Source organism: Sphingomonas sp. CFBP 13603 (assembly GCF_014892665.1).
Lineage (GTDB): Bacteria > Pseudomonadota > Alphaproteobacteria > Sphingomonadales > Sphingomonadaceae > Sphingomonas.
In genome coordinates, this window is record NZ_JADBIA010000002.1 from 241628 (window position 1) to 256899 (window position 15272).

General features: G+C 64.9%; 11 protein-coding genes. 6 read left to right on the plus strand and 5 right to left on the minus strand.

The window, feature by feature from the left end:
* The first annotated feature begins 35 nt into the window (after nt 1-35).
* The 4 genes from IFR23_RS03970 (at nt 36) to IFR23_RS03985 (ending at nt 2346) form a co-directional block, all read left to right on the plus strand.
* Nucleotides 36-986 carry an Mrp/NBP35 family ATP-binding protein gene (locus tag IFR23_RS03970; protein WP_192974796.1) on the plus strand — a complete coding sequence of 317 codons (951 nt, stop codon included), beginning with the start codon at nt 36-38 and terminating at the stop codon, nt 984-986.
* A 98-nt stretch (nt 987-1084) separates the two neighbouring features.
* A complete protein-coding gene (locus IFR23_RS03975; RefSeq protein WP_192974797.1) occupies nt 1085-1516 on the plus strand; it encodes a CoA-binding protein in 432 nt (143 codons plus the stop codon).
* A gap of 55 nt (nt 1517-1571) precedes the next feature.
* The gene (locus IFR23_RS03980) at nt 1572-1907 is read left to right on the plus strand and encodes a hypothetical protein (RefSeq protein WP_192974798.1); all 336 of its coding nucleotides are present in this window, start codon (nt 1572-1574) and stop codon (nt 1905-1907) included.
* Nucleotides 1908-1917: 10 nt separating this feature from the next.
* Entirely contained in the window at nt 1918-2346 is a 429-nt protein-coding gene (locus IFR23_RS03985; RefSeq protein WP_192974799.1) for a hypothetical protein, read from the plus strand.
* Between the two features lie 182 nt (nt 2347-2528).
* Here the strand turns inward: IFR23_RS03985 and IFR23_RS03990 are convergent, their stop codons facing one another.
* Entirely contained in the window at nt 2529-3818 is a 1290-nt protein-coding gene (locus IFR23_RS03990) for a homoserine dehydrogenase (RefSeq protein WP_192974800.1), read from the minus strand.
* A gap of 91 nt (nt 3819-3909) precedes the next feature.
* Here IFR23_RS03990 and IFR23_RS03995 point away from each other — a divergent pair, with 91 nt between their 5' ends.
* Nucleotides 3910-6657 carry a [protein-PII] uridylyltransferase gene (locus tag IFR23_RS03995; protein ID WP_192974801.1) on the plus strand — a complete coding sequence of 916 codons (2748 nt, stop codon included), beginning with the start codon at nt 3910-3912 and terminating at the stop codon, nt 6655-6657.
* Between the two features lie 172 nt (nt 6658-6829).
* Here the strand turns inward: IFR23_RS03995 and IFR23_RS04000 are convergent, their stop codons facing one another.
* From IFR23_RS04000 to IFR23_RS04015, 4 genes are all read right to left on the minus strand, one after another.
* Entirely contained in the window at nt 6830-9751 is a 2922-nt protein-coding gene (locus IFR23_RS04000; RefSeq protein ID WP_192974802.1) for a TonB-dependent receptor, read from the minus strand.
* A 545-nt stretch (nt 9752-10296) separates the two neighbouring features.
* Nucleotides 10297-10827, minus strand: a complete 531-nt coding sequence (gene infC, locus IFR23_RS04005; protein WP_031396176.1) for a translation initiation factor IF-3 — start codon at nt 10825-10827, stop codon at nt 10297-10299.
* 98 nt (nt 10828-10925) lie between these two features.
* Nucleotides 10926-12917 (minus strand): threonine--tRNA ligase, encoded by a 1992-nt coding sequence (thrS, locus tag IFR23_RS04010; protein WP_192239012.1) that lies wholly within the window; start codon nt 12915-12917, stop codon nt 10926-10928.
* A 75-nt stretch (nt 12918-12992) separates the two neighbouring features.
* Entirely contained in the window at nt 12993-13808 is an 816-nt protein-coding gene (locus tag IFR23_RS04015; protein WP_192974803.1) for an LD-carboxypeptidase, read from the minus strand.
* A gap of 52 nt (nt 13809-13860) precedes the next feature.
* Here IFR23_RS04015 and IFR23_RS04020 point away from each other — a divergent pair, with 52 nt between their 5' ends.
* Complete coding sequence (locus IFR23_RS04020; RefSeq protein ID WP_192974804.1) at nt 13861-15258, plus strand: UDP-N-acetylmuramate--L-alanine ligase; 1398 nt, start codon at nt 13861-13863, stop codon at nt 15256-15258.
* The last annotated feature ends 14 nt before the right edge of the window (nt 15259-15272 follow it).

Below are 15272 nucleotides of genomic sequence, written 5' to 3' on the forward strand. Positions count from 1 at the left end.
GTGCCAAGCGGCCTTAGCGGTCCTATCTGGCGCGGATGATCGACATCGAAGGCGTAAAGGCGGCGGTTGCTGCAGTAGCGGGCAAGCGGGCGACCGTCCGGCTCGAAGGGACCCGAGCGGGCATCATCATCGATGCAACCGGGCTCGACCCGCAAGCACGTGATGCGCTGGAGGCGACCGTGCGGATGGCCGCGACCCAGCCCGGTGTCTCGGAAGTGCGGATCGCCGTAACGGCCGAACGGTCCACGCGGAGGCTGATCGCGGTCGCCAGTGGCAAGGGCGGCGTCGGCAAATCGACGCTCGCCGCCAACTTGGCCATCGCGATGTCGCGTGCCGGTCGCCGCGTCGGGCTGGTCGACGCCGATATCTACGGCCCGTCGCAGCCCCGCCTGATGAACGTCGAGGGCACCCGCCCGACCGCCAAGGACAAGGTGCTCGACCCCGTCCCCACCCCGTATGGTGTGCCGCTATTATCGATGGGCCAGCTCGTCGAGCCCGGCAAGGCGATCGCCTGGCGCGGGCCGATGGCAGCGGGGGCGCTCGGCCAGCTGGTCGAGGCGGACTGGGGCGTGACCGATACGCTTGTGCTCGATCTCCCCCCCGGCACCGGCGACGTCCAGCTGACGATGGTCCAAAAATACCGCCCCGCGGGTGCGGTGATCGTCTCAACCCCACAGGATCTCGCGCTGATCGACGCACGCCGCGCGATCGACCTGTTCGAAAAGGCCGGCATCCCGATCATCGGACTGGTCGAGAACATGGCCGGCTATATCTGCCCGCATTGCGGCGAGGCGTCGGACCCGTTCGGCAACGGCGGCGCGGAGGCGGCGGCACGCGAACTCGGCATCCCGTTCCTCGGCCGCGTCCCGCTGACGATCTCGATCCGTACCGCCTCCGATGCGGGCACCCCGCCCGCCTCGAACCCCGACGATACGGTATTCATGCCGATTGCGGCTCAGGTCGTCGCATGGCTCGGGAAACTGTGAAACCCACGGGCCTGATCTACGTTGTCTGATTACCGGTCGTACCCGACGTGTTGAGTTGCGGTACGAGCGGACCAGGTTTCCCCGACAGGAGAGCATCGATGCCGTTGACCGCCGATGCCGACATTAAGACCCTACTCGAAGGCGCCCGCACGATCGCGATGATCGGCGCCTCCGACCGTCCCGACCGCCCCTCCTACGGCGTGATGGCAAAGCTTCAGGCGCATGGGTACCGCGTGATCCCGGTCAATCCGCAGATCACCGGTGAGCACATCCACGGCGAGTTCGTCTTTCGCGACCTGTCGCAACTCGGCGATCCGATCGACATCGTCGATATATTCCGCAACTCGACCGCCGCCGGTGAAGCGGTCGATCAGGCGATCGCGGCGGGGGCGAAGGCGGTGTGGATGCAGCTTGGCGTCGTCAACCAGGAGGCTGCGGCGCGTGCGGAAGCTGCCGGGCTGCAAGTCGTGATGGACCGGTGTCCGGCGATCGACATCCCTCGGCTCGGGGTCGCCAAGATCGAGCAATGACGCTTGCCCTTACCGGCGATCGCGGCCAGTCTGCGAGCCTGTCCGGGAGGCGCCGATGCTCGCGATGCTGCTGTCGATGGTGATCGAAGACCCGCTGATGGTGACTGCGAAGGCGCGGATGGCCGCCGAGCAACCCTGTATTCAGAGCGCCGACGAGACCGATATCACGGTCTGCGGGATGCGCACCGCCGACCGGTATCGCGTGCCGTTCTTGGTTCATGACGCTGGCGACCCCAAGCACGAGAGTGTCCGCGACGAACGTACTCGTCTACTACATCGCACCTCTCCGCTCGCCGATCTCGGTCCATTCCAGGTCGGTGGCGGGATGGCGGGCGTCACCATGACGGTCGGCGGCGGAGACGGCACGTCGTTCCGCAAGCCTGCGCCGTAAGGACCTGATCATGTTTGCAATAATCTTATCCACGCTGCTTCAGGTGTCGGCCCACACCGCCGCCCCGGCGGCACCGCCCTTGCCGGAGCACTTCTCGATCCTCGTCGATCCGTGCGCGACACAGACGCAGGACGGCAACGAGATCATCGTTTGCGGTAAATCCGCGACGACGACCCCACGCCTGCCGATGCGCGACGATCGCGGCCCGTCCGATCACGCGGTTGCCTCCAACCCCAACCTCAGTGCCGTCCGCGCGCTCGATCTCTCAGATACGCCGTGTGCGGCCCGACAGGGGGGATGCCAGGTGGGCTTCGGCCCGCCGATCGCCCCAATCGCGAAGGCCGCAGTAGGGTTGATCAAAAGCGCCCTCGCCAAGAAACCCGACAAGCGCAGCCGCGTGCCGATTGATCTCGACGGTCCCGTCGGCACCGTGAATTAGGCGGAAGGCTGCATAGCCCCGTTTCGCCCTGCCATGGGCCTCCCTGCCGCTACGCCGATCGTCGCGCCGCCGTAGATCGCTGTTCGCTGGTCGAGAACGCGGGCGAAGTCGCAATCGGTACGACGGACTGCCGATAGAGAGATGTCCCCCCCTCCCTAAACGGGAGGGGGGGATAAGTACTATTAATCTAGGATATGCATCCACATCGGCTGCCCTACGAGGCTCTGCGACCCACGCAGTTTTTCCAACGCCTGCGCGATCGAGCGTTCAGGGCTCTCGTGAGTCACGATCGCCACCAGCACGCTGCCATCGGCGATCGCGCCGCGCTGGATCAAGCTCTCGATCGAGACTCCCGCGTCGCGCATCGCCGCCGCGATCTCGGCCAGCACGCCGACCCGGTCCGCCACGGTAAAGCGGAGATACGCGCGGCCGCGTCTCTCGCCGCTGTCCGCCTTAGGTGCAGCCGTGAGCGAGACCACCGGCATTGCGAACGGCGGACCGAACTCGCCACGCGCGATGTCGATGAGGTCGGCCACTACTGCGCTCGCAGTCGGGCCATCGCCCGCGCCGGCCCCCTGGAACAGCAAGCGGCCGACGAAATTGCCCTCTGCGACCACCGCGTTCAGCGATCCGGTAACGTGCGCGAGCGGGTGATCGATCGGTACGAGATGCGGATGGACGCGCTGGAACAGCCCGTCCGCCCCCGCCTCCGCCAGCCCGAGCAGCCGGACGCGGTAGCCCAAGGCTGCCGCTTCGGCGATGTCCGCGCCCAGCAGATGCCGGATGCCGCTGACCGCAACGTCGTCGAACGCCGGCTGAGTCCCGAACGCGACCGCCGCGAGGATCGACAGCTTGTGCGCCGCGTCGACGCCGTCGATGTCGAAGCTTGGATCGGATTCGGCGAACCCGAGGGCCTGGGCCTCGGCCAGCACCTCGGCAAAGTCGCGGCCTTCCGATTCCATTTTCGACAGGATGAAATTGCAGGTGCCGTTGAGGATCCCATACACGCGAGCGATCTCGTTAGCCGCAGCGCCTTCCCGCAGCCCCTTGATGACCGGAATGCCGCCCGCGACCGCTGCCTCGAACTTCAACGCGACCCCGGCGCCCTCTGCCGCTTGCGCAAGTTCGAGCCCGTGATGCGCGATCATCGCCTTGTTCGCGGTGACGAAGTTACGCCCAGCCGCCAGCGTGCTGCGCGCCAAGGTCAACGCGGGGCCGTCCGATCCGCCGATCAGCTCGACCACGACATCCGCACCCGGCTGTTTCGCCAGTGCGGTCGTATCGTCGACCCACGCGAACCGCGACAGGTCGACGCCGCGATCCTTGCCGCGATCTCGCGCGGAAACCGCGACGATCTCAATCTGCCGGCCGGCCCGCTTGGCAATCAACTCGCGGTTCGCATCCAGCAATCGGATCACACCGCCGCCGACGGTTCCCAGCCCCGCAAGGGCTACGCGCAATGGTTCGCTCATTTTCGTCCTCCACTCGCGCGTCCGGTTACGTTTCGGCGGGCGTTTGCGCAATCCTGATGACGCACGCGCGCGGCGCCCCTATCTGGGCGCTATGTCCGGCCGCTTCGATCACCTCCCCAACCGTCGCGCGATCATTGATCGCCGCGCCGTCGCCGAAACCATCGCCGCGCTGGAGGGAGTCGACCCCACCGCGCTACGCCGCGAAGCGACCACGCTTCTGAAGGCCGCGCTTGATAAAGGCCGGGTCGAGGTCGAACGCCGCCTCGTCGAACATCCATCCCGCGGGCTCGAAGCGTCGGGGGCGCAGGCGTACCTGATCGATGCGCTGCTCCGCATCCTGTTCGATTTCACCACGCAGCGACTGTACCCGCTGCCCAACCCGACGATCGGCGAGCGCCTCACGCTGATCGCGGTAGGTGGCTATGGCCGCGCGGAAATGGCACCGCATTCGGATGTCGATATCGGCTTTCTCACACCGGGCAAGCAGACGCCGTGGGCCGAGCGCGTGATCGAATCGATGCTGTACGCGTTGTGGGATCTCGGGCTGAAGCTGGGCCAGTCCAGCCGCTCGCTCGACGAGATGGTCCGCCAAGCGAAATCAGACGTCACCGTCCGCACCGCACTGCTCGAAGCTCGCTATGTCTGCGGCGATACCGAGCTGTACGAACAGGCGTCGCACCGCTTCAAGACCGAAGTCCAGGCCGACACCGCGCGCACCTTCATCGCCGACAAGCTCGCCGAGCGTGACGCGCGCCACCGGAAGATGGGCGACACGCGCTATGTCGTCGAACCCAACGTCAAGGAGGGCAAGGGCGGCCTGCGCGATCTTCACGCATTGTTTTGGATCGGCAAATACATCTACGACGTCCAGCGCGCCGCCGAACTGGTCGAGGTCGGGCTGTTCACCAAGGCCGAATATCGGCTGTTCCACCGCGCCGACAATTTCTTCCAGGCGGTGCGCTGCCACCTGCACAGCATCACTGGCCGCGCCGAGGATAGGCTGACCTTCGACCTGCAACGCGAGATCGCGGACCGGATGCGGTTCTCCGACCGACCCGGCAAGTCGAAGGTCGAGCGGTTCATGCAGTTCTACTTCCTGCAGGCCAAGACCGTCGGCACGCTCAGCGGCGTGTTCCTCGCGCATCTCGACGAGAAGTTCGCGGCGCGGGGGCGGCGTTTCGGATTGCCAACGATCCGCCGTTCGCCGCGGAAGCTCAATGGCTTCGTGCTTGATCGCGGACGGTTGGCGCTACCCAGTGATGACTTTTTCCAGGCCGATCCCGAACGGCTGATCGAGATCTTCCAGCTCGCCGACAAACACGGCGTCGAGATCCACCCGCTGGCGATGCGCGCCGCTGCGCGGGACGCCAAGCTGGTCGACGACGTGCGCACCAGTCCGACCGCCAATGCGCTGTTCCTTGATGTGCTGACCTCGCCGCGCGATCCCGAACTGGTGCTGCGCTGGATGAACGAGGCGGGCGTGTTCGGCCGTTTCGTGCCTGATTTCGCGCGCGTCGTCGCGCAGATGCAGTTCGACATGTATCATCACTATACCGTCGACGAGCACACCATCCGTGCGATCGGCCTGCTCGCGCGGATCGAGAGCGGCGTGCTCAAGGAGGATCATCCGCTAGCGAGCGCGATCTTCGAACAGATCGTGTCGCGTCGGGCGCTATATGTCGCGGTGCTGCTACACGACATCGCCAAGGGGCGCGGCGGCGACCATTCGATCTTGGGCGCGGAGGTAGCGCAGCGTCTCTGTCCACGCTTCGGGCTCACGCCCGCCGAGACGGAGACCGTCGCCTGGCTGGTGCGCTGGCACCTGCTGATGTCGGCGACCGCGTTCAAGCGCGACCTGAGCGATTTCAAGACGATCCTCGATTTCTGCGACGTGGTGCAAAGCCCGGAACGTCTCCGCCTGCTGCTGACGCTGACGATCGTCGATATCCGCGCGGTCGGGCCCGGGGTGTGGAACGGCTGGAAGCGCCAGTTGCTCGGCGACCTGTATGAGTCCGCGGAGGAGGTCCTGCGGCTCGGTCACAAACAAAAGGGTCGTGCCGAGCGGATCGCGGCCAAGCAGGCACATCTTCGCGACGAACTTGGCTGGAGCGAGGAAACCTTCGCGACGCTCGTGCACCGGCTCCCAGAGGCCTATTGGATCGCCGAACCCGAGGATGTGCTGGCGCACAATGCCCGTTTCCTTGCGACCACGGGCGATGCGCAACTCGCGATCGACGCCCATGTCTATCCGGGCCGCGGCGCGACTTTGGTAACGATCTACGCGGCCGATCACCCGGGGCTGTTCTACCGCATCGCCGGCGCGATCCATGTCGCTGGCGGCAACATCATCGATGCGCGCATCCACACGACGCGTGACGGCATGGCGATCGATAATTTCCTTGTCCAAGACCCGTTCGGACGGCCGTTCGACGAGTCCGGCCAGCTTTCACGGCTGAAGACCGCGATCGAGGATGCACTCGCCAACCGCGGCAAGCTCGCCGATCGGCTGGTGGCGAAGCCCCTGCCCCGCACGCGGGCGGAGGCGTTCGACATCGTCCCGAATGCGCTGGTCGACAACAAGGCATCGAACCGGTTCACGGTGGTCGAGGTCAATGCGCGCGATCGGCCGGCGCTGCTCAATCAGCTCGCCAACGCGCTGTTCCAGTCGAAGGTGACGATCCACTCCGCGCATGTCGCGACGTACGGCGAGCGCGCGGTGGATACGTTCTACATCACCGACCTGACGGGCGACCGGATCACGCAGCCCGCGCGGTTGAGGACGCTGGAGCGAAGGCTACTGGCAGCCGCAGCGGGCGAAGAGATCGATTTGGCGGCGTAAGCGCCAATGCGTTCTCCCGCGAAAGCAGGAGCCCAGGGTAAAGGAACGCAGCGCGTGGTATCCTGGACTCCCGCGTTCGCGGGAGAACGAAGGAGTGCGAGAGCTATGCCTCTTGCCACGGAAAAGCCGGCCCGCAGCGAACTGCGAACCGGCTCTTCACACAATCACCCGATCAGAAGCGCGAGCGCAGCGTCAGGCCGTAGGTGCGTGGCTCGGCGAGGAACGCCGAGTAGAGCGCGTTGCCGGTGCCGCCATAGGCTGCAACGTTGGCCGAAGACCCCGCACCCTGGAACGGCGTGTTGAACGCCACCTGGATGTAGTTCTTGTTGAACACGTTCTGCGCCCAGAATTCGAGCGCCCAGACCTGGTCCTTGCCGCGCAAACCTACGCGGGCGTTGACCACCGCAAAGCCGTCCTGCTTCTTCTCCGGGGCCAAATCCGATCCCGTATTATAGTCGGATGACAGGCGGCTATCGACATAGAACAGGCCCGACATGCCGTTAGCACCGATATCCGGAGTCCACGCGAACGACGTGGTGACGACGTTCTTGGGAGCGTTCGACAACTGGCTACCCGGCAGCAGGAAGAGTGCCCGGTCGAGTGCCTCGCCGGTGGTCGAGCTGCCGATCAGGTTCTTGCGGAAATGCGTATCCGCATAGGTGTAGCCTGCGGTGAACGTGACCTGCTTGATCGGCGACATCGTCGCCTCCAGCTCGACGCCCTGCGAGATCACGCCCGGCTTCTTCGAGCGGTTCGTCGGGCATGTGCCGGTCTGCGCACCAGTAACGGGGTTGAAGCCGTTGTCCCTGTCGAGCCCGTTGAGATTGTCCTTACACGCCTCGATGTTCTGAACGACGAAGATCGAGCCGTTGAAGGTGTTGAGCTGGAAGTCGGTGAACTCTTCACGGAATGCGGCGACGTTGAAGGTGAACCCACGCGTGTTGAACTTCGCACCGATCTCGTAATTGTTCACCTTCTCGGCGTTGAAACGCAGGCCGGGCGCGTCGGCGTTGGTGCGTGGTGTCAGCACACCGTTTACACCGCCAAGATCCGATCGATCGAGATTGTAGCCACCCGCCTTGTAGCCCTTGGCGTAGGACGCATAGGTCAGCAACTTGGTGAACGGCTTCCACGACAGGACCGCCGTGCCGGTGAATTCGCCGTCGCCGAAGCTGTCGTTCAAGTTCAGGGCGTTGAGTGCGGGGCTGGAGTTACCCGTGCACGTCAACGTGACGATACCCTGCGCAAACGCCGTGGCGCCGCTCTGCGACTGTGTCAGCGGCGCGAGTGCCGCCTGCTGGATCGGGCAGACAGTGTTGTTGTTGTTGAACTTCGCGTTGAACTTCTTCGTTTCATGCGTGTAGCGAAGACCGCCGGTCAGCGACAGCGTATCGGTCAGGTGCAGGATGTTGTGTGTGAAGAACGCGTAGTTCTCGCTCTTCTGCCGGTAGATCGAGCCGGAATCGCCGACGTTGTTGACCCCGCCACCGAGACCGACCCCACCGGTCAGGCGATCGAGCGCCGACGTGATCAGCAGTCCCGCCTGCGGGCCGAATGCGCCGTTGAGTGTAGCACGACCCGCTGCACTCAGGCAGCCAGGTGCATTCTGGTTCTGAAGCGCAGCAACGGGGCTGACCGTCGCGACGAGACGGCAGGCTGCGAACTGCCCATATTGGGCGCCGAAAACGACGTTATCGACCAGCTTCAGCTTTTCGTTCGAGTAGAAGCCGCCGACCAGCCAGTCGAGCTTGTCGTTGAACAGCGAACCCTGGAGGCGCGCTTCCTGCGTGAAGGTCTTGAACTGGCGGTACGCGTTGCCGTCGCCCGCGCGGTGCGTGAGGTCGACGTTGGTGTAGTCGACATCGCCCGCGTTGCCCGACTTGTACTGGCGGTACGATGTGATCGACGTCAACGTCGCGCCGCCGAGATCCCAGTCGGCCTGCAACGAGCCGCCGTAATCCTTGGTCGTATTCCGGAAGGTCTGGCCCGGCGTGATCGCGACGTCGCGGCTGAACGGATCGGGCGTGTTGCCGGCCAGCGGGAACACGGCACCCTGACGACGCAGGATGTTGACGATGCGGTTCGTGGCGTTGTTGACCACTGCGCCATCGGTGTTGACGGTTCCGAAGAACGGCGCAACGCCCGCCGCGTTCGGCGTTGGATCGGTCGTCTCGACCTGGTTGTAATACACCGCGCCGCAGCAGCTTTCCTTGCGGTGCGAATAATCGCCGATCAGACGGAAGCTCAAGGTATCGGTCGGCTTGAACAGCAACTGACCGCGGACGAAGTAACGATCGCGATCGTTGACGCGGCTCTCACTGCCATTGGCCGCCGTGACATTCTTGTAGAAACCGTCGCGGTTCACATAAACGCCGTCGACGCGGAAGGCGAGTTTGTCGGCGATCAGCGGACCGGTGATGCCGCCGGCGAGGCGCTTCTGATCGTAATTGCCATAGGTCGCCTCGGCGTTGCCGTGCCAGTCGAACTCGGGTGAGCGCGTGATGATGTTGATCAGGCCGGCGGACGCATTGCGACCAAACAAAGTACCCTGCGGTCCGCGAAGCACTTCGACGCGGTCGATCTCGCCCAGCTCGTTGAGGCCGACACCGGTACGGCTACGATAGACGCCGTCGATGAACACCGCGACCGAGCTTTCGAGGCCGGGATTGTCACCGACCGTACCGATTCCGCGAATACGGGCAGAGGCGTTGGATTCGTTACCCGTCGACGAGATGAGCAACGACGGAGCAAGCTGGTTGAGCGAGCGGATGTCGCTGCCGCCCGAATTCTGCAACGCTTCCTGACCGACTGCGGAAACCGCGATGGGCACGTTCGACAGACGCTCGGAGCGACGCGTTGCGGTGATAACGATGTCGCTGGCGTTACGACCATCATCCGCCGCGGCACTCGCGCTAGCCGCCTGCGTGGTGTCGGCATCGGTCGCAGCGCTGGTCTGGCCAGCGACCGACGCGTTGGCGGTACCCTGCGATGGAGAAGCCTGCGCTTCGACGGTGCTGGTCGCCTGCTGCGCGAATGCCGGCGTGACGATCGCCGCGGTCGCAACGGCGGACAACAGATATGCGGTCATACGCATCGGCATTCTCTCCCTGAACATTCGAATTTTTCGAATTTATGGTTTGGACGTTAGATAGAGATATCTCCGTTCCTACGTCTAGTAATTTCCGCATACGGAAAGAGATTTTTGAACATCGTGTCTCAAAAACGCCACACAGCGACATAGACCAAACCCTAGTTTCAAATCGCAACTGTTTGGGAAAGCGGTGGGGCCGAGCGCACCTCTCTATCGAAGAGGCACCCTGCGTTTTAGCGTCCGAACAAGAGGCACGCTCGTTTGGCAAACGCCAGGGGCGAGCGCACTGACGCGGCAAGGGAGGGCCGCCGCAGTTGTCCGCGCCTGCTCTAACTGGGCATGTAGGGTTGCCCACCAGACGAGCTAGTTCCGCTATTCATAACGGGGCAGGCATGGCCGCCGCTTTTCCGACCAGGAGGATGGCCGACGGAGAGCCGCCATTTGGCTGGAGCGCCATGAGCAACCCAAAACGTGAAAAAGGCTGGCCAGTCCTATTGGACCGACCAGCCTCAAGGCTCACATCGCTGAGGGCAAAGCCCTTCTCGCCGTTACTTCGGTGCGAGCACCATCAGCATCTGGCGGCCTTCCATACGGGGGTACGCCTCGATCTTGGCGATCTCCGCGACGTCGTCCTGGACGCGCTTCAACAGGTTCATGCCAAGCTGACCGTGGCTGAGTTCTCGACCGCGGAAGCGCAGCGTGATCTTGACCTTGTCGCCCTCGCCGATGAAGTCGTTCACCTTCTTCATCTTCGTGTCGTAGTCATGGTCGTCGATGTTCGGACGCATCTTGATCTCCTTGATCTCCTGCGTCTTCTGCGACTTGCGTGCGAGGTTCGCCTTCTTCTGCGCCTCGTACTTGAACTTGCCGACATCGAGGAACTTGGCGACGGGCGGATCAGCGTTAGGCGACACTTCGACCAGGTCGAGGCCATGCTCGGCTGCCTGCTCGATCGCTTCGCGCGTGTACATCACGCCCAGATTCTCGCCCTCGTGATCGATCACGCGGACCTTCTGGCTCTGGATGAATTCGTTGAATCGCGGGCCGTTCATTGCGGGCGTCTGCATCGGCCGGCGCATCGTGGGAGGACGTATGGGGTTTGCTCCTGAAGTTTCTGACAATATTTGGGCCGGCGTATAGCGCAGAAACCCGCGCTCGGAAAGCCGGCCCCGTTGGATCACATATCGGGTGCGCGAGCCTCGTCCGCAAGACGCGCGATCGCCTCGTCGAGCGTCAGGATGGTCTGGGCCTGGCTGCCGAGCGTGCGGAGTGCGACCTTGCCCTCCTCGGCCTCACGCTTGCCGACGACCAGCAGGTTCGGCACCTTCGCCAGGCTGTGCTCGCGCACTTTGTAGTTGATCTTCTCGTTGCGCAGGTCCGTTTCGACGCGGATGCCCGCCGCCTTCAGCTTCGCCGCAACCTCCAGCGCATAATCGTCGGCATCCGACACGATCGTCGCGACGACCGCCTGCACCGGCGCGAGCCAAAGCGGGAAGCGGCCGGCATGATGCTCGATCAGGATGCCGATGAAGCGCTCGAACGTGCCGAGGATCGCGCGGTGCAGCATCACCGGGCGATGCCGCTCGCCGTCCGCGCCCACATAGGACGCATCGAGTCGCTCGGGCAGCACACGGTCCGACTGGATCGTGCCGACCTGCCACGTCCGGCCGATCGCGTCGGTCAGGTGGAATTCCAGCTTCGGAGCATAGAAGGCGCCCTCACCCGGCAGTTCCTCGAAGTTCGCCTTGATCGTGTCGCTCAGGCCCGACTGCATCACCGCCTCGCGCAGTTCCGCCTCGGCCTTGTCCCACATCGAGTCTTCGCCGAACCGCTTCTCGGGGCGCAGCGCGAGCTTCACCGCGTAATCGTCGAAGCCGAGGTCCTTGTAGACGCTGTCGAGCAGCTCGCAGAACTTGCGCACTTCCTCGACCAGCTGGTCCTCGCGAACGAAGATATGCGCGTCGTCCTGCGTGAACTGGCGGACGCGCATGATGCCGTGCAGCGCGCCGTGCGGCTCGTTGCGGTGGCAGCAGCCGAACTCGGCCATCCGGATCGGCAGATCGCGGTACGACTTGATCCCCTGCTTGAAGATCAGCACGTGCGCCGGGCAGTTCATCGGTTTCAGCGCCATCAGGTCGCCTTCGCCCGACAACACTGCGCCCTCATCCTCGACGTTCGGGATCTCGTCCGGCACGACGAACATGTTCTCGCGGTACTTACCCCAGTGGCCCGACTGCTCCCACTGCTTGGCGTCCATCAGCTGCGGGGTCTTCACCTCGGCATAGTCGGCGGCATCGAGACGGCGGCGCATATACGCCTCCATCTGCCGCCAGAGCACGAAGCCCTTGGGATGCCAGAACACCGAGCCCTGCGCTTCGGACTGGAGGTGGAACAGGTCCATCTCCGCGCCGATCTTCCGATGATCGCGCTTCGCGGCTTCCTCGAGGCGGAAGAGATGCTGGTCGAGCTGCTTCTTGTTGAGCCAGCCGGTGCCGTAGATGCGTGACAGCATCGCGTTCTTCTGGTCGCCGCGCCAATAGGCGCCAGACACGCGCGTGAGCTTGAAGGCGGCTGGGTCGAGCTTGCCGGTCGAGGCCATGTGCGGGCCGCGGCACATGTCGAGCCACTCGCCCTGGCGGTAGATCGTCAGTTCCTCGCCCTCGGGGAGTTCGGCGGCCCATTCGGCCTTGAAGCTCTCGCCCTGCTGCGTCCAGCGATCGATCAGCTGCTGCCGTGACCAGACCTCGCGCAGGAACGGCTCGTTCCGGGCGATGATCGCGCGCATCTCGGCTTCGATCGCGGGTAGATCCTCCTCGGTGAACGGGCGGTCCTTCGGCGCGAAGTCGTAATAGAAGCCATCGTCGGTGGCGGGACCGAACGTGATCTGCGTACCGGGGAACAGGTGCTGGACTGCCTCTGCCATGACGTGTGCGAGATCGTGACGGACGAGTTCGAGCGCATCGGCCTCGTCGCGCGCGGTCACCAGCGCGAGTGCGGTATCGCCCTCGAACGGCCGGTTGAGATCGCGCACCTGACCGTCGATGCGCGCGGCAAGCGCGGCCTTGGCGAGGCCCGGCCCGATCGCGGCGGCGACATCCGCGGGGGTAGTCCCGGGCGCAACCTCGCGGACGGAACCGTCGGGCAGCGTGATTCGGAACATGGCGGACATGGAGGACTTTCTGGTGTTGGAAGAGGCGCGGCTTATGCCGTCGCACACCCTATATAGGCAAGCCGGCGTCGAACGTCACGCCACCCCGAACGGGACGACATGGTTTGCCTGCGTGTGGCCGACCTCCGCGCGGCCGAGATACGGCACGCCCATGTCGCGCGACCAGCGGACCATCATGTAGTCGAGCGTCTCGCCCCAGGGTGGATCGTTCTCCTGGACCGCGGTCACGGCGCCGAGGCGCAGGCCCGCGATACCCTTCAACTGCGTGGCGTTGGCGACTTTGAAGAGCATGCGGTCGATCGCGTACATCGGCTCAGACACCTCCTCGACGATCAGGACGTGGTCGGTCAGGTCGGGCAGCCACGGCGTACCGATCAGCGAGGTGAGGATGCTCAGGTTGAACGCCGCGGAGGGCTGCCCGTTCAGTCCCGGCTCCAGCCCCGCCCGGTCGCCGCGCACCATCCAGCCGAGCGAGCGAGCGACGGTCGCCTCGCCGTCGTGGCGGTTGATATCGCTGACCATCGGGCCGTGCACCGGCCGCCCGATCCGCCGGGCGTAGAGCGCGCCGAGCAGGAAGCCGACGTCGGAATAGCCGAGATACGTCTTGTGCCGAGCGGCGCGGCCGAGTTCGGGCATGACCATCGCCAGGATGCGGTTCGAGCCGTAGCCTCCGCGCAGGAACCAGAGGGCATCGAATGCGGGATCGTTGGCATATTCGAGGAATGCCGCCGCCCTGCGGAAATCGGAACCGGCGAAGTGGCCGTCGGTCTCCAGGCACTGCGGGTGGAAGACGAGTTCGACCTCCGGGAACGCAGTGGCCGCGTAGGCGGTGATCTTGGCGATCGCCGCGGGATTGGTCCGGCTTGACGCGGCGAGGACACCGATGCGCATTGTTCGTGTTCCCGACCTTGCCCCGTTACCAAACCGCCCATATCGCGGGCCGATGGATATCAGCAAACCCTGTTTCTTCGTCGGCATCGGCGGCAGCGGCATGATGCCGCTCGCGATGATCCTCGCGGGCCGCGGCGCGACCGTCGCGGGATCGGACCGCAACCTCGACCAGGGCCGCGTGCCGGCGAAGTTCGACGACCTCGCGGCGAAGGGCGTCGCGCTGTTCCCGCAGGACGGCAGCGGGATCGTCTCGGCCGACCAGCTCGTCATCGCTTCCGCAGCGATCGAGGCGACCGTGCCGGACATGATCGCGGCGGATGCGCTCGGCTGCACCCGCTCGACCCGTGCGGCGATGCTGGCGTCGCTGTTCAACGACAGCCGATTGCCGATCGGGGTGGCGGGGACGAGTGGCAAGTCGACCGTCACCGGGATGATCGGCTGGATCCTGCACGCCCTCGGGCGCGATCCGACGGTCATGAACGGGGCGGTGATGAAGAACTTCGCCACCTCCGACGCGCCGTTCGCGAGTGCGCTGGTCGGCGAGGGAGAGGCGTTCGTCAGCGAGGTCGACGAGAGCGACGGATCGATCGCGGGCTATGCGCCGAAGATCGCGGTGCTCAACAACGTCAGTCTCGACCACAAGTCGCTGGAGGAACTGCGCGTGCTGTTCGGGGACTTCATCGCGAAGGCCGAGACGGCGGTGGTGAACGCTAACGATCCCGATGCGGCGGCACTCGCCTCGCGGCTGCCGCGCGGTCAGATCACCACCTTTGCGATTGATGCGTCGGCGGATCTACGTGCCGAGAATCTTAAGCCGGAGCCGTTCGCGATCCGCTTCGACATCGTCTCGCGTGGCGTTCGGACGCCGGTGAAGCTCGCCGTGCCTGGGCGGCATAACGTGTCAAATGCGCTGGCTGCGATCGGGGCGGCGATGGCGGCGGACGTATCGTTGGCCGATGCGGTTAAGGCGATTGCCGGGTTCACGGGCTTGCGCCGTCGCTTCGACCTCGTTGGCGAGGCCGGTGGCGTCTCGGTGATCGACGATTTCGGGCACAACCCGGACAAGATCGCGGCGACGCTGGATACGCTGCATGCGTTTCCGGGGCGGCTGCTCCTTTTCTTCCAGCCGCATGGCTATGGGCCGTTGAAGGTCATGGGGCGCGAGCTGGTCGCTACGTTCGTCGAGCGGATGGCGGAAGACGACGTGCTCGTCCTGCCAGACCCCGCCTATTACGGCGGAACGGTCGCGCGGGAGGTCACCAGCGCGGACATCGTCGGGCAGATCGTCGAGGGTGGTCGGGACGCGCGGCATGTCGCCGACCGTGCCGAGGCCGCCGCGGCGCTGGTCGCGGAGGCAAGGCCGGGCGACCGGATCGTGGTGATGGGCGCGCGCGACGACACGCTGAGCGTGCTGGCGGCGGGAATGGTCGACGCCTTGGCCGCTACCTGATACAGAGCAAGCAG

Excerpts from the sequence above, each read along its gene's own strand:
- IFR23_RS03970 (WP_192974796.1), top strand. The coding sequence starts at position 36 with ATGATCGACATCGAAGGCGTAAAGGCGGCGGTTGCTGCAGTAGCGGGC.
- IFR23_RS03975 (WP_192974797.1), top strand. The coding sequence starts at position 1,085 with ATGCCGTTGACCGCCGATGCCGACATTAAGACCCTACTCGAAGGCGCC.
- IFR23_RS03980 (WP_192974798.1), top strand. The coding sequence starts at position 1,572 with ATGCTCGCGATGCTGCTGTCGATGGTGATCGAAGACCCGCTGATGGTG.
- IFR23_RS03985 (WP_192974799.1), top strand. The coding sequence starts at position 1,918 with ATGTTTGCAATAATCTTATCCACGCTGCTTCAGGTGTCGGCCCACACC.
- IFR23_RS03990 (WP_192974800.1), bottom strand. The coding sequence starts at position 3,818 with ATGAGCGAACCATTGCGCGTAGCCCTTGCGGGGCTGGGAACCGTCGGC.
- IFR23_RS03995 (WP_192974801.1), top strand. The coding sequence starts at position 3,910 with ATGTCCGGCCGCTTCGATCACCTCCCCAACCGTCGCGCGATCATTGAT.
- IFR23_RS04000 (WP_192974802.1), bottom strand. The coding sequence starts at position 9,751 with ATGCGTATGACCGCATATCTGTTGTCCGCCGTTGCGACCGCGGCGATC.
- infC (WP_031396176.1), bottom strand. The coding sequence starts at position 10,827 with ATGCGCCGGCCGATGCAGACGCCCGCAATGAACGGCCCGCGATTCAAC.
- thrS (WP_192239012.1), bottom strand. The coding sequence starts at position 12,917 with ATGTCCGCCATGTTCCGAATCACGCTGCCCGACGGTTCCGTCCGCGAG.
- IFR23_RS04015 (WP_192974803.1), bottom strand. The coding sequence starts at position 13,808 with ATGCGCATCGGTGTCCTCGCCGCGTCAAGCCGGACCAATCCCGCGGCG.
- IFR23_RS04020 (WP_192974804.1), top strand. The coding sequence starts at position 13,861 with ATGGATATCAGCAAACCCTGTTTCTTCGTCGGCATCGGCGGCAGCGGC.